We start from the raw sequence: 13,223 nt of genomic DNA on the forward strand, positions 1-13,223 counted from the left end.
ATATGGCTTGGATATATGCATTACTTAGTTTGTCACTCTTACTTCTAGCTTATCAAAACTGGAGTTTTGGAGGTACACTCTTTATTCTATCTGTGGTCATGCTTATACTTGCACGACAAAAGAAGAAAAAAGAAGAATAATAAAGAAGACTTGCTACGGCAGGTCTTTTATTATGTTTGACTTTAAAGCAGAAGCGTTATAAGATGAAAGAAGCGAACATAAAGCTCATGATTTGAGATAAATCTCATCCTTTGACTAAATACCCCTAAGGGTATATAATGGATATATCAAAAATTTGAGGAGAGAGAATTATGCGTTCAATCCAAATGAAGCAATTAAGAGAGAAGCTCGGTCAAGTTGTACTGATTGATGTTCGAGAAGAGGACGAATATCTCAAAGGACATGTACCCACAGCAATAAATATACCCCTGAGTGTTTTAGACCAAAGATACTCAGAGATAAAAGGCGAGAGCTATATTATTTGCCAAAGCGGTATGCGATCCATGCAGGCTTGTCAATTACTACAGTCACAAGGAATAGAAGTTACTAATGTTACAGGTGGCACTCTTGCTTGGGGTGAAGAATTAGAAAAATAAGAGGAAGAAGATGACGAAAAAATATCTTATCGTTGGAGGCGTTGCTGGTGGTATGAGTGCAGCCACTCGATTACGCCGTTTAAAAGAAGATGCAGAAATTATTGTTTTTGATAAGGGACCATACGTTTCTTTTGCAAACTGTGGGCTTCCCTACTATCTATCAGGCGAAATCGAATCAAGAAATAAACTTATCGTACAAACCCCTGAAAGTCTGGCACAGCGTTTTAATTTAGACGTGCGCCCTGATTCTGAAGTGGTTTCTATTGAGCCGGATAAAAAAGAAATCACTGTAGTATCCAAGGGGACAAGCTACACGGAAAATTATGATGCTTTGATTTTGTCTCCTGGCGCAAGTCCTTTTATTCCGCCTATAAAAGGTTTAGCGGAAGCTGATAATGTCTTTAGCTTACGTAATATTCCAGACCTAGATAAAATTACAGACTATATGGAAAAGGAACATCGCAAGCAAGCATTGATTATTGGTGCAGGTTTCATCGGTCTAGAAATGGCTGAAAATTTACGAAAACTAGGTTTAGAGGTGACAATCGTCGAAAAAGCCGATCATGTTTTACCAACTCTAGATCAGGAAATGGCCATTCATATAGAAGAAGAGTTGGCACATAATGGCTTGAAAGTACTCACGGGCGTCTCTGTTGTAGAGTTTCAAGACCAAGGAAAAACGGTTATTCTGGAAAATGGTGATAGCCTTAGTACGGATGTAGTTATCCTTTCTGTTGGGATTCAAGTGGAGTCAAAACTTGCTGCTGATGCGGGAATTAAGCTTGGGATGAGAGGAGCAATCCTTGTCGATGAGCAATATCAAACATCTGTACCTGATATTTATGCCGTGGGGGATGCCATTCTTGTTAAAAATCAAATTACTGGTAATGATGCGCTCATCTCCTTAGCAAGCCCAGCCAATCGCCAAGGACGTCAAGTTGCAGATGTTTTGGCAGGATTGCCTGTTACCAATAAAGGGAGTATCGGCACAGCCATTGTTCGAACTTTCAGCTTGACAGCTGCCTCTACTGGACTTTCAGAGAAGCAAGTACAAGATTCGAACTTAAAATATAAGGCTGTGCATATCACAGCCAATGATCATGCAGGTTACTATCCTGGCGCAAGCTCTATTCTTCTCAAACTGATCTTCAATCCAGAAAGTGGTCATATCTATGGAGCATCAGCAGTTGGTCAAAAAGGTGTAGACAAGCGTATTGATGTTCTGGCAACAGCGATTAAAGCAGGGATGACAGTTTTTGATTTACCAGAACTTGAGCTGAGCTATGCGCCGCCATTTGGCTCTGCTAAAGATCCTGTGAACATGATTGGTTATGCGGCCATGAACATTGCCATGGGCTTGTCAGATAACATTCAGTGGCATCAGCTTGAGGCAGAACTTGCCCAAGGCAAAGTACTCTTAGATGTGCGTCAAGAAAATGAAGTGGCGCGTGGCGGTTTTAAAGAGGCGATAAATATCCCATTAAACGATTTACGCCAAAATATGGACAAATTAGATAAAAATAAAGCATACATTGTCAGCTGTCAATCAGGGCTTCGCTCCTATACAGCTGAACGTATCTTAAAGCAAGAAGGTTTGAAAGTAGAAAATCTTGATGGAGCTTATGGCTTGTACAGTAAGGTAAAAGGCCTTTAATTAAAACTGAACCAAAGGATTATTTTAGGATAGTCCTTTTTTTCTACTGAAAATTTTTAGTGAATTTGGAGGCTGCATATGGTATAATATTAAAAAATATTTGTTAGATTTGAGGAAGTCATGAGACTGGAATTATATGAAGAAAAACCAGAGGCAGCAGGTGCAGCTCTTGCTCAGGTTTTTGAGGCCTTTAGTAAAGAAACAGAAGAGTCTGAGTTACAAACAATACGTTATAATTTAGCTGAAGATGCGGACATCTTTGTACATCATCCTGTTGTCAACCAAGCAATGCAAAAAATGGAAGCGGCTTTGCCTTTGATGTTAGTAGATGGCGAAATCATGACGATTGGTGCGTATCCTGATATGGAAGATCTGACGGAGATTACGGGTTTGAGTTTTCAAGACATTAGAACACGAGAATGTCAATGTGGCAATTGCAACTGCGGAAAGGGATAAAATGATCGAAAATTTTCAACGACCAAGCAAGGAAGAATATTTTAAAGAAATTGTCGAAGTGGTGGCTAAACGCTCTACCTGTACGCACGCTCAAGTTGGTGCTCTCCTCGTGACTGCGGATGGGCAAATTCTTTCGACAGGGTATAATGGCTCTGTAGCCCTTATGCCGCATTGTACAGATGTAGGATGTTTGGAAGATAAAGACGGACATTGTATTGCTACTGTTCACGCGGAGCAAAATGCAATTGCACAAGCAGCAAAACATGGGGTTTCACCAGAAGGGGCAATTCTTTATACGACTTTGTTTCCTTGTATCGCTTGTCTGAAACTCGTCTTGGCCTCGGGTGTAAAGCATATCAAATATATCAACGAATACCATGCTAAAAACCCTTATGAGGAAGAGTTGATTGAAACTTTAGGTATTCAAGTTGAAAAAATATAAAAAGCCAGAAAATACACTGGCTTTTTTATATTAACACACAAGACGCTTCCCTAAGTTTATCTGTAAAATTTATTCTTACTTCAGCTTTTTATGACGCTTTTTGCTAAAATAAATGAATGGGAATAAAATACAGTCAAACACATAAAGTCGCTTTTTATGAGAGCGACACACGAGGCAAGATGAAAATATCAGATCTTCTTGCTGTAGCACTTCAAATTTCGGGAGAGCAGTCTTATACGTTAGACCGTAGCGACACATGGATTTGTGACAACTTCAATCTATTTTGGGCTGTTATCGAGCACGAGGTTCAGGTTCATCGCTTACCCGAATTCAATGACCAGATTACAATTGAAACAGAAGCCACGTCTTACAATAAATTCTTTTGTTATCGTGACTTTATTTTCAAAAATACAGCTGGCGAAACCTTAGTAAAAATAAGTTCGACTTGGGTTTTGATGAACAAAGATACACGTAAGGTAGAACGTGTTGTTGATGAGATTGTGGCACCTTATGAGGCACCAAAAGTCAGCAAAATTATTCGTCCGCATAAATATCTTGCTTTGTCCGATCAAGCACAGTGTAATCTAGCTTTTCCGATTCGTTTTTCTGATTTGGATATGAATGGACATGTGAACAATGCTAAATATTTTGACTGGGCTGTTGATCAGTTGGACTACGATTTCCGTATGGCATATGAACCTAAAAAAATATATATTCGCTATAATCACGAACTCCTTTATGGCAATCATGAGTTTATTCATCCTGTTTTTGAATTTCAAGGAGACACTACTTGCCATATTATTAGGAAAGATGGCGTAGATAATGCTAATATTGAGATTGAATGGTCAAAAATAAGTGAGGAGAATTGAGTAAAAATGAGAAAAGGTTATAAAAAATATAAAGGCTATCTTATTGATTTAGACGGCACGATTTATATGGGAAATCATCGTATTCCCGCTGGGGAAGACTTTGTTCATCGTTTGCAAGAAGCGAAAGTCCCTTACCTATTTTTAACAAATAATACAACAAAAACACCACGTGTGGTTCAAAAAAGACTGGCTACACAGTTTAATATTGATACGCCTTTAGAAACCATCTATACAGCCAGTGCAGCTACGGTCGATTACATGAATGATTTGGGCTTGGAGAAGACCGTTTATATTATTGGCGAAGACGGTTTAAAAGAAGCAATCTATGAAGCAGGCTATAAAAAGGATCGTGAAAATCCAGCATATGTTGTCGTTGCTTTGGATTCTGACTTGACATATGAAATGCTTGCTTTGGCAACTCTTGCAATTCATAAAGGGGCAAAATTTATCGGCACAAATCCAGATTTGAACCTCCCGAGCGAACGAGGACTTTTACCTGGAGCTGGCTCTTTGGTTAAAATGATTGAAGCAGCTACCCGTGTTCAACCAACCTTTATTGGGAAACCTGAGGCGATTATTGCGGAAAAAGCAGTCGAAAAAATGGGCATTCCTAAAGAAGATCTTTTAATGGTTGGCGATAACTATTTAACAGATATTCGTACAGGTATTGATAATGGTATCGACAGTTTGCTTGTTACAACAGGCTTTACAAAACCTGAAGAAGTTCCTGGACTTCCAATACCACCGACACACGTTGTTTCAAGTTTAGAACATTGGGAAGTTTGAGATGCGTGATCGCTTGATTTTTGCGTCTCTTATTTTATGGGGGATTGCCGCAGCAGTAAGTTTAACTTTACTTTTGGCTGTCCCACTCTTTTATATAGATATTCATCTGGAAAATCTGCCCCAGATATCAGGGCTTTCAGCAGAAGTACTAAGACATAACTTTAATGTTCTGATGTCTTATCTGGTTAATCCATTTGAGAGTGTGCTACAGATGCCTGACTTCCCTTCGTCTCCCGATGCTCTACAGCATTTTAAAGATGTGAAAAAGCTCTTCATGCTTACCTTAGGACTTACAGTTATCTTGAGCCCTGCACTCTTCTTATTTTTAAAGGAACACTTAGCTATTCTCTATCACAATGGCTTGCGTTTTGTGATGGGGACACCTTTGTTTATTGGCTTGGTTGCCGCCTTGATTGGATTTGATAACTTTTTTATCTATTTCCATGAAATTTTTTTCCGAGATGATACTTGGCTTTTTAATCCTGATACAGATCCGATTATCAATGTTTTGACAGAAAACTATTTTATGTTTACTTTTATTCTATTTGCGGTCATTTTTGAATTAATCTTTTTTCTCCTTTACTGGTCAGGAAACAGAAGACTACAAAAGAAAACTTTCGGAAAAACCGAACAATGATATGTAAAACTGATGGTAAATCAGTTTTTTTTCTTTTGTTTTTGGCGATTTGCGTTAAAATAAATAAGGAAGGTTTGGTTTGCAGAGATTTTTATCGCCAAACTAGCGAGGTTGTCCATAACGGAAACTCGGTCGGTATTCTGTAATAACAAATGAATAAAGAGGCAGTCTTATGAACACAATGGTTCCAGTTTTTGATTACGAAGATATCCAACTTATCCCAAATAAGTGTATTATTAACAGTCGTAGTGAAGCAGATACGTCAGTTAAGTTGGGAGATCACACTTTCAAACTCCCCGTTGTTCCAGCAAATATGCAAACAATTATTGATGAAAATATTGCTGAAATGTTAGCTAAGCAAGGTTATTTCTATATCATGCATCGTTTTGAAGAAAGTACACGTAAAGACTTTATTGAAAAAATGCATGCGCAAGGTTTGATAGCATCAATTTCTGTAGGGGTTAAAGATAACGAACGTCAGTTTGTTCGTGAGCTGGCAGAAACAGCAACAATTCCAGATTATATTACGATTGACATCGCGCATGGCCACGCTAATTCTGTTATTGAGATGATTCAACTTATCAAGCGTTTGATGCCCCAAGTTTTTGTCATTGCGGGGAATGTAGGAACACCTGAAGCTGTTCGTGAGTTAGAAAATGCAGGTGCTGATGCGACCAAGGTTGGTATTGGTCCGGGTAAAGTTTGTATCACTAAAGTAAAAACAGGATTTGGTACAGGCGGTTGGCAACTTGCAGCTTTACGCTGGTGTGCAAAAGCTGCAAGTAAACCAATTATTGCTGATGGGGGTATTCGTACACACGGAGATATTGCTAAGTCGGTTCGTTTTGGCGCAACAATGGTAATGGTGGGTTCGCTCTTTGCAGCTCACGAAGAATCACCAGGTAAAACAATCGAACAAGATGGTAAACTTTACAAAGAATACTTTGGTTCAGCAAGTGAATACCAAAAAGGTGAACACAAAAACGTTGAAGGTAAAAAAATCCTCTTACCACACAAAGGTGCTTTGAAAGATACACTTCAAGAAATGCAAGAAGATCTCCAAAGTTCTATTTCTTATGCAGGTGGTCGTGATCTCAATGCACTGCGAAAAGTCGATTATGTTATCGTGAAAAATTCTATTTGGAACGGTGATTCACTATAAAAGATAGAAAACTGTCGCTAGACAGTTTTTTTATTTTATTATAGTAGAAAGTTAATTATTTTTGAATCCAAATAGAGGATGATGTAGAATGTTAGTAGAGACAGAATTAAGAAAGTAGGGAAAATATGAAAGTACTTATCGTTGGTGCAAATGGAAAAGTGGCTAAGCATTTAGCAGAAAGCCTAAAGGATTATCCTGAAATTCAAGAAAGAGCTGTTATTCGTAAAGAAGAACAACAGGAATACTTTAATCAATTGGGAATTGAAACAGTTGTTTTGGATATCGTTAATAATTCGATTGAAGAATTTACCGCAGTAATGTCTGATGTTGATGCTATTGTATTTAGTGCTGGGGCAGGTGGCGCAGGTTTAGATAAAACAATTATGATTGACTTAGATGGAGCGGTTAAAATTATGACTGCAGCCGAAAAAGCGAATGTCAAACGATTTATTATGGTCAGTACTTTCCGAGTGGGAAGAGAAGAAATTACACGTCAAATTCAAGAAGATTCTTCACTTAAGATTTATACGATTGCAAAGCATTATGCGGATGAATGGCTTAAAACACGAACAGAGTTAGACTGGACAATCATCCATCCTGGAATACTCACAGACAAGGAAAGTACTGGTAAGGTAACATTAGCAAGTCATGTGGAAACTGGAGAAATTCCGCGAGAAGATGTAGCTAAAGTTATTCTGGAAACTTTGAAAAATGACGCGACCATTAAGAAAGAATTTGAAGTGGTCAGTGGTGATACTAAGATTTATGAAGCTATTAAAAATTTAAACGATTAAAAAATGAACGTTGTGATTCAAGTCACAACGCTCCTTTTTTTACATGAAAGTCATATTGTTGTTGATAATAACCTGCAATTTCTTGATTGCCAATTAGATGAAAAATCTCTAATGCTTGAAGCATCATCTGGTTCCCAGCTTTTTCATCTTTAAAACGATAAGTCCAGAAACCCTTAGAAAGGTTAAGGAGGTTGCGGAGAAACATCGATTGTACAAGATCTAGTGCTTCAACCCGATTGAGGATGTGTGCGCTGTATTCCTGGTAGCCTTTACTTGCTAAAAGAGCAATGGCACGACAGCACGCACAGACAAAAATTTCCAGATATTTTACGGAGTTAAATATTTTATGTTTTTTTTCTAGGAGAAACAAATCAAGTATATATAAAATATCACGTATATTTAATTTATTCATTGTAAAGTAAAACACATAAAGTTCAATTTGGCCCCAAACTTTTATATCATAGAGATAATCTGTGATGGTATCGATATTTTCTGGACTGAGTTCAGTATATGAAGATTTTGCTGCCAAAGAGATATAAGGATAACCAGCCTCAAGGGCGGTTTTATGCAAATTGTTTAATTCTTTTTTATCTTGTTTAAGAAAGGCTGTTTCGATTTCTTTTAAAAGGTATTCTGATTCATTGGGGGCATAATCGTTTAAAAGATATTCGTATTCCTCGAGCCCGATCCCCATCAGTTGCAAAGCTTGTACGACTTTTTCAAAATTCATCATGGTTTCTGCTCGTTCAAAACGAGAAAAGGTGGCTTTTGAGATTCCTATAGAAGAAAAGTCCGATAAAGAGATATGTTTTTGCTCGCGTATCTGTCGAAAAACATATCCAAATTTTTTATATACCATAAAATCTCCAGTCATTCATAGTAGCAGTTATAGCTATACTATCAGAAAATGCAACAAAAAATTGAACTGTTATCAAATACGTAACGATAAAGAATGTTGTTGCTTATATGCAACGATATGAAAAGGTAAAATTATTTATTATATTATAATATATTGTAAGGAGCAGGAGAAGAAAAGTCACTTTTCTTTCTCATCAAAAGGATAGAGGTGAAGATGATGGATCTTATCAAAGAAATACTAGGACCTTATTTTTTTGCAAAATTGTTTTTGATTCCAGCAATCTTGGGCGGAATATTTCTCACTAAAAATATCATCCATCGCAGTAAATACGCGGGAAATCCTTACTCTGCCTTTTGGCTCTATTCGAGTAATTTTACATTATGGATTTTTCTTTTAAAATTATTATTTATTGAAATAGCTCAAGGTGGCGCATATGGTTATTTACTGAGTGATATTTCGCTCATTTTTATCGCCATTGCGGTCGATTATTGTATTGTTACACATTATGAAAAAATAGAATATGCAATGCTTCCGCTATTTTCGATTTTTTATTTATTTTATATTTACAATTATGGTTTTCACTGGAAGTCGATTTTATTAGTTACCTTATCTCTGGGCCTTTTTTGGCTCACGCTCTATTTTATCGCTAAAAATCAAACTGCTGTAATGCAAAGTTATGGTAAAATGATGCTTATAGGTTTAAGCCTTGTCGTTTCTGTACAGCTCTTATTCCTTTCAGAATTTGCTTTTAGCTGGGTACACTCGTTAGAGATTTTCTGGAAAACATTTATACTCCTTGTGATTGCCAAGTTTATTTTATTGGACATTTCTTCTATTGTAGGAGAGTACGCAAAGTATAAAAGATATACTTATATTGATGCATTGACAAATACATATAATAGAAGAAAGTTTGAAGAAACGATGGACGAAATTCTCGCTAGCGATCAGATTTCCAAGTTTTCATTAGTTTTTTTTGATATTGATAATTTCAAACACATTAACGACTATTATGGGCATAGCTCAGGTGATTATGTGTTAAAAGAAATTTGTGTGCTTATTAAAAAGCATTTAAGAGAGACTGGAGAAAACGGGCAACTTTTCCGCTATGGAGGTGATGAGTTCTTCCTTTTATTTCGTAATAGAAAAGGAGAAGAGGTACGTGATATCATGGAGCTGATAGCCAAGCAAATATCTGGATGTGTTTTTCAGGCGAGTTCTAACACGATTAAAACATCTATTTCTGTAGGTGTAGTTGAAATTACTGATAAGGTCACACGAGATCAAGCAATCTATCGGGTAGATAAACATTTATATATTGCAAAAGAGAATGGGAAAAATCAAGTTTATTTTAAATAGAAAAAATTGATTTTTCTATTTTTTTATCCTTTTTATTTTGATTTAAGATAGTTTTTAAGTATACTAAAATTGTGATGAAAATGAGAGTGTGTTTTGATATTAAAGGAGTGTCATATATTGCATAAAGAAAATTTAAACAGAGAACAAACTGAAGAAAATTATAGTTATTCTGACTTGTTTTTTGAAAAAGGACATTGGTTTTTAAAAATTAAACAGCTCCTGATTGCCCTTTTGGGTTGGATTTGCTTCATTGTACCAACCTTTATTACCATAGCATCTTTCTTATATGCAATATCAAAAGGGAAGTACGGCATCGCCTTTTGGAAGTATTACGAAGGCGTATTTGAAATTAAATTTTTGTTGATTCTCCTTGCATTCTGTGTGGTTATTACCTTTACTTATGCAGCGAGCATGACAATTATTCAAAACAACCGAAGAGAATCAGTGATTGAAAAATGGCCTACATTTGATTCGGTCTCTAGTATTGAGCGAAGAAAAAAAGGAAAGAAATTTATGGCAGACCGCTTTGGCGAAGAAGAGTTTCGTCATAATGTAAAATATTTTGAAGTTTTACCAGAAAAGAATTTAAAAAATGATGAGCTTTCAAAAGTCCTAGGCAAAGATGAGGTGGATACTTATGATATCTGATATTTTTTCCCAAATGTTTACTTCAGATAGCGGTTTGCAGACCGTAATTACAGTATGTTTAATCATCCTGTGTCTCTATCCTGTTATTGGGGCTTTGTTTTGGTTCTTTGGCTCTTTAAGCTATCGCTTTCTAAAAAAAGGACGAAAAGAGACAAATTTTGTTGAGTTAGCGCCTGATGAACAGCCGATGATTACAATTATGATTCCGGCTCATAATGAAGAGGTTATGATTGAAGAAACGATTGAGTATTTAGCCACTATGCTCAATTATAGTAACTATGAAATACTGGTGATTAATGATGGCAGTACGGATCAAACTTTACCTATTCTCCAGCGTTTACAAGAAAAGTATGAGAAGTTACGTGTCATTAATATCTTGAAAAATCAAGGAAAGGCACACGGCTTTAATATCGGGACTTATTTTGCTAAGGGAGAATATATTTTAAGTAATGATGCAGATACTATCCCGGAAAGAGATGCGCTTATGAAATATATGAACTATTTCATGAATGAAATCGATGTTAATACAGCTGCGGTTACAGCAAACATGGACGTGCAGAACCGGACGACTATCATGGGGAAATCACAAACCGTTGAGTTTTCAAGTATTGTAGGTGTCATTAAAAGAAGTCAAACTGCAATCAACGACTCCATGTACTCCTACAGTGGAGCTAATACCACGTATAAAAAACAATTTTTGATTGATGTTGGTGGCTTTAGACAGGACCGAAGTACAGAGGATATCAGTATTGCTTGGGATCATCTGATGTATGGTGTGACACCTCGTTTTGCACCAGATATTATCTTTCATATGAATGTTCCAGAAACCCTATCACAGCTTTACAAGCAAAGAAAACGCTGGGCTCAGGGAGGTACTGAAGTATGGTTTACCAACTCACTTAAGTTTATCTTGCATCCCATTAAGTACCGCTACGTCCTGTCAATGTTTATTGATACGACTTTTTCCATCATTTGGTCATTTTTCTTTTTCATTACATCCATTATATTTATCGTAGCCATGCTTTATTTCCTTTTTGTAGGTAACTATGAGCGTCTTTGGCATGGGTTTGCGATGTCCTTTATCTTTGTTACCTTTGAGCTCATAGCGGGGACTTTGCAGCTTTTAGCCGCTTTAATCTTGGACAGTAATGGACAAAAATTTAAATACTTTATTTTTGCTCCACTGTATATGTTGTTTTTCTGGATGGTCAATCCATTGACGATAATCACAACTTTTATACCAGCAATGAAAGCTTGCTTTGGTAGAAATGAACATGCTGGTGCTTGGGTTAGCCCTACAAGGAAGAGCCTGAAGAAAGGATAAACTATGCTTTTAGATGTAATGTTTCTGTTGACAATAATTTTTATTCTTCTCTGCTTGCTAGGGATTGTGACCAGCTATGTTTGGGCGAAACGACAAAACAGAATTTATCCTAAAACAATGGAAGATGCTGAAAATTATACTTTTTACTTTCAGACGATTGTTGATAATAAAGGAGAAAAAACTGGTTTAGAAGCGTTACTTCGCAAGTTTGATATAGAGAGACAAGAATGGGTTTTCCCAGATGATATTGATAAATTTACCTTACGTGAAGTGATATATCTGCTTCATAAAAGTTTTGTGAAAGTAAACCATCCGTCACAATTTTTAGCCATTAATATAAGCCTAAAACAACTTGCTGATCCACGTTACGAATACTTTATTCGCTGGGTCAAAGGCGAATGTTATCCGATGGAGCTGAGGATTGAAATCAATGTTGAGCTTACAGATAGGATTGGCTGGTTGATGAAGTCGAGAATCAGGAAAAATTTGAAATTAAGCCAAGCCATCGGTGTTCATGTTATCCTTGAAAAAGTAGAGCCAAGTAAAAAATATTTTAAGAAAATCAAATGGCTTTTGAATGATATCTATGGGGTGAAAATTCCGCTCTCGAAATTTCAAAAGAAAAATGATTCCGAGTGGTTTGATCTCAACATGGGCGATTGGGTCCGTTTAATTAGAGAAAAAAACAAAAACATCGATATCACTGAGGTTGAAGATCGAGAAGGCATTGATTTAGCCGATAAATTAAACATCGACAATCGACAAGGTTATTTTATAGACAAGCCTCATTATGAGAAATAGCTTGTTCTATTTTTTTTGCTTAAATTAGTGCTTGAAAGTTGCATTATTTAGGAAAAAGAGTAGAATAGGTTTGAGCAAAACGATTTTAAAAAAATGTGGCGCATCTCAGACGATAATCAATGAGAAAAGGACGAGTACGGAAATGACTGAAATGACTTTTGAAGAACGCTTAAAACAGCTTCGAAAGACTTATCTTGAAGACGATAATGAAGATCAGGAAGCTCAAGAGATGAATGCTTTCATGAGTTTATCAAAAGAAGATAAAATCAAAAAAATTGAAGCCCATTTAACGGAGATTGAAAATAAAAAAGAAGCTTTAGAAAGTGCTCTTCCAGTTCAAACAGACACGCTCTCACGTGAGAATATTGAGCGCCATCTTGAAGCCTTAGCTGAGAAAAAAGAACTCATGCTTCAAAAATTAGAATACGTTAAAAAAGATGAATTTAGTGCTGCAAAACGTGAACGAATCAAGCGTCAGTTGGCAGAACTAGAATTTAAACGTTGTCGTCTACGTATGAATAATAAGGACTGTTCAAAGTTGGACAAGAAAATTCAAGAGAAACAAAGACGATTTAGAAATGATATTTAAGGAGTGATATGCTTCAGATCCTATAATAGGGTTCTGGGTGTCTCTACCAGGAAAGAAAAAAGCGTGTGAGCGCTCTTTTTTTTGACCAATAATATTTTTTTGTGATATAATAAACTTATCTTCAGGGCACCGTGAAATTCGGGACCGGCGGTTAAAGTCCGCGAAGCTGAAAAGCTTGATGTGGTGGAATTCCACAACCGACAGTAAAGTCTGGATGGGAGAAGAATAAGAAATAAGACCAGCTCTTTTT

Annotated in this window: 16 protein-coding genes and 1 riboswitch; of the genes, 15 read left to right on the forward strand and 1 reads right to left on the reverse strand. The window is 36.6% G+C overall.

Annotated features, from left to right (window positions below; all coding sequences use genetic code 11):
• Window positions 1–2 precede the first annotated feature (2 nt).
• The 10 genes from KJS37_RS05465 (at window position 3) to KJS37_RS05510 (ending at window position 7,396) form a co-directional block, all read left to right on the forward strand.
• Entirely contained in the window at window positions 3–140 is a 138-nt protein-coding gene (locus KJS37_RS05465; protein WP_014024702.1) for a hypothetical protein, read from the forward strand.
• Window positions 141–311: 171 nt separating this feature from the next.
• The gene (locus KJS37_RS05470) at window positions 312–596 is read left to right on the forward strand and encodes a rhodanese-like domain-containing protein (RefSeq protein ID WP_165714040.1); all 285 of its coding nucleotides are present in this window, start codon (window positions 312–314) and stop codon (window positions 594–596) included.
• A gap of 10 nt (window positions 597–606) precedes the next feature.
• Window positions 607–2,250 (forward strand): FAD-dependent oxidoreductase, encoded by a 1,644-nt coding sequence (locus tag KJS37_RS05475; protein ID WP_213496248.1) that lies wholly within the window; start codon window positions 607–609, stop codon window positions 2,248–2,250.
• A gap of 120 nt (window positions 2,251–2,370) precedes the next feature.
• Window positions 2,371–2,706: an arsenic metallochaperone ArsD family protein gene (locus KJS37_RS05480; RefSeq protein ID WP_165714042.1), complete on the forward strand. Its 336-nt coding sequence runs from the start codon at window positions 2,371–2,373 to the stop codon at window positions 2,704–2,706.
• A 1-nt stretch (window position 2,707) separates the two neighbouring features.
• Entirely contained in the window at window positions 2,708–3,148 is a 441-nt protein-coding gene (locus KJS37_RS05485; RefSeq protein ID WP_004257543.1) for a deoxycytidylate deaminase, read from the forward strand.
• Window positions 3,149–3,264: 116 nt separating this feature from the next.
• Window positions 3,265–4,017, forward strand: a complete 753-nt coding sequence (locus tag KJS37_RS05490; protein WP_096368200.1) for an acyl-[acyl-carrier-protein] thioesterase — start codon at window positions 3,265–3,267, stop codon at window positions 4,015–4,017.
• A 6-nt stretch (window positions 4,018–4,023) separates the two neighbouring features.
• Complete coding sequence (locus tag KJS37_RS05495) at window positions 4,024–4,803, forward strand: TIGR01457 family HAD-type hydrolase (protein WP_017369295.1); 780 nt, start codon at window positions 4,024–4,026, stop codon at window positions 4,801–4,803.
• A gap of 1 nt (window position 4,804) precedes the next feature.
• A complete protein-coding gene (locus tag KJS37_RS05500) occupies window positions 4,805–5,440 on the forward strand; it encodes a TIGR01906 family membrane protein (protein WP_213496251.1) in 636 nt (211 codons plus the stop codon).
• 172 nt (window positions 5,441–5,612) lie between these two features.
• Complete coding sequence (gene guaC / locus KJS37_RS05505) at window positions 5,613–6,602, forward strand: GMP reductase (RefSeq protein ID WP_165714045.1); 990 nt, start codon at window positions 5,613–5,615, stop codon at window positions 6,600–6,602.
• 125 nt (window positions 6,603–6,727) lie between these two features.
• Window positions 6,728–7,396 carry an SDR family oxidoreductase gene (locus KJS37_RS05510; protein WP_165714046.1) on the forward strand — a complete coding sequence of 223 codons (669 nt, stop codon included), beginning with the start codon at window positions 6,728–6,730 and terminating at the stop codon, window positions 7,394–7,396.
• A gap of 22 nt (window positions 7,397–7,418) precedes the next feature.
• On the opposite strand, the gene KJS37_RS05515 is transcribed toward KJS37_RS05510, so the two are convergent.
• On the reverse strand, window positions 7,419–8,255 hold the full coding sequence (locus KJS37_RS05515; RefSeq protein WP_213496253.1) for an Rgg/GadR/MutR family transcriptional regulator: 837 nt from the start codon (window positions 8,253–8,255) through the stop codon (window positions 7,419–7,421).
• Window positions 8,256–8,468: 213 nt separating this feature from the next.
• On the opposite strand from KJS37_RS05515, the gene KJS37_RS05520 reads away from it, so the two are divergent.
• The 5 genes from KJS37_RS05520 (at window position 8,469) to KJS37_RS05540 (ending at window position 12,973) form a co-directional block, all read left to right on the forward strand.
• Window positions 8,469–9,611, forward strand: a complete 1,143-nt coding sequence (locus tag KJS37_RS05520) for a GGDEF domain-containing protein (RefSeq protein WP_213496255.1) — start codon at window positions 8,469–8,471, stop codon at window positions 9,609–9,611.
• 117 nt (window positions 9,612–9,728) lie between these two features.
• Window positions 9,729–10,259, forward strand: coding sequence for a hypothetical protein (locus KJS37_RS05525; protein ID WP_165714047.1), 531 nt, complete (start codon window positions 9,729–9,731; stop codon window positions 10,257–10,259).
• Window positions 10,249–11,583: a glycosyltransferase family 2 protein gene (locus tag KJS37_RS05530; RefSeq protein WP_213496257.1), complete on the forward strand. Its 1,335-nt coding sequence runs from the start codon at window positions 10,249–10,251 to the stop codon at window positions 11,581–11,583. The genes KJS37_RS05525 and KJS37_RS05530 overlap by 11 nt, the downstream gene beginning before the upstream one ends.
• A 3-nt stretch (window positions 11,584–11,586) precedes the next feature.
• A complete protein-coding gene (locus tag KJS37_RS05535) occupies window positions 11,587–12,384 on the forward strand; it encodes an EAL domain-containing protein (RefSeq protein ID WP_213496259.1) in 798 nt (265 codons plus the stop codon).
• Between the two features lie 142 nt (window positions 12,385–12,526).
• Window positions 12,527–12,973 (forward strand): hypothetical protein, encoded by a 447-nt coding sequence (locus KJS37_RS05540; RefSeq protein WP_165712142.1) that lies wholly within the window; start codon window positions 12,527–12,529, stop codon window positions 12,971–12,973.
• A 113-nt stretch (window positions 12,974–13,086) separates the two neighbouring features.
• A riboswitch (FMN riboswitch) is annotated at window positions 13,087–13,203 on the forward strand.
• Window positions 13,204–13,223: the final 20 nt, after the last annotated feature.

Origin of the sequence: Lactococcus formosensis, from assembly GCF_018403745.1 — a bacterium.
Taxonomy (GTDB): Bacteria; Bacillota; Bacilli; order Lactobacillales; family Streptococcaceae; genus Lactococcus; species Lactococcus formosensis.

What these genes read in the sequence shown, in the direction of transcription:
- KJS37_RS05495 (WP_017369295.1), top strand. Translation starts at nt 4,024, where the DNA reads ATGAGAAAAGGTTATAAAAAATATAAAGGCTATCTTATTGATTTAGAC.
- KJS37_RS05485 (WP_004257543.1), top strand. Translation starts at nt 2,708, where the DNA reads ATGATCGAAAATTTTCAACGACCAAGCAAGGAAGAATATTTTAAAGAA.
- guaC (WP_165714045.1), top strand. Translation starts at nt 5,613, where the DNA reads ATGAACACAATGGTTCCAGTTTTTGATTACGAAGATATCCAACTTATC.
- KJS37_RS05470 (WP_165714040.1), top strand. Translation starts at nt 312, where the DNA reads ATGCGTTCAATCCAAATGAAGCAATTAAGAGAGAAGCTCGGTCAAGTT.
- KJS37_RS05490 (WP_096368200.1), top strand. Translation starts at nt 3,265, where the DNA reads ATGGGAATAAAATACAGTCAAACACATAAAGTCGCTTTTTATGAGAGC.
- KJS37_RS05520 (WP_213496255.1), top strand. Translation starts at nt 8,469, where the DNA reads ATGATGGATCTTATCAAAGAAATACTAGGACCTTATTTTTTTGCAAAA.
- KJS37_RS05465 (WP_014024702.1), top strand. Translation starts at nt 3, where the DNA reads ATGGCTTGGATATATGCATTACTTAGTTTGTCACTCTTACTTCTAGCT.
- KJS37_RS05480 (WP_165714042.1), top strand. Translation starts at nt 2,371, where the DNA reads ATGAGACTGGAATTATATGAAGAAAAACCAGAGGCAGCAGGTGCAGCT.
- KJS37_RS05535 (WP_213496259.1), top strand. Translation starts at nt 11,587, where the DNA reads ATGCTTTTAGATGTAATGTTTCTGTTGACAATAATTTTTATTCTTCTC.
- KJS37_RS05540 (WP_165712142.1), top strand. Translation starts at nt 12,527, where the DNA reads ATGACTGAAATGACTTTTGAAGAACGCTTAAAACAGCTTCGAAAGACT.
- KJS37_RS05510 (WP_165714046.1), top strand. Translation starts at nt 6,728, where the DNA reads ATGAAAGTACTTATCGTTGGTGCAAATGGAAAAGTGGCTAAGCATTTA.
- KJS37_RS05500 (WP_213496251.1), top strand. Translation starts at nt 4,805, where the DNA reads ATGCGTGATCGCTTGATTTTTGCGTCTCTTATTTTATGGGGGATTGCC.
- KJS37_RS05515 (WP_213496253.1), bottom strand. Translation starts at nt 8,255, where the DNA reads ATGGTATATAAAAAATTTGGATATGTTTTTCGACAGATACGCGAGCAA.
- KJS37_RS05475 (WP_213496248.1), top strand. Translation starts at nt 607, where the DNA reads ATGACGAAAAAATATCTTATCGTTGGAGGCGTTGCTGGTGGTATGAGT.
- KJS37_RS05530 (WP_213496257.1), top strand. Translation starts at nt 10,249, where the DNA reads ATGATATCTGATATTTTTTCCCAAATGTTTACTTCAGATAGCGGTTTG.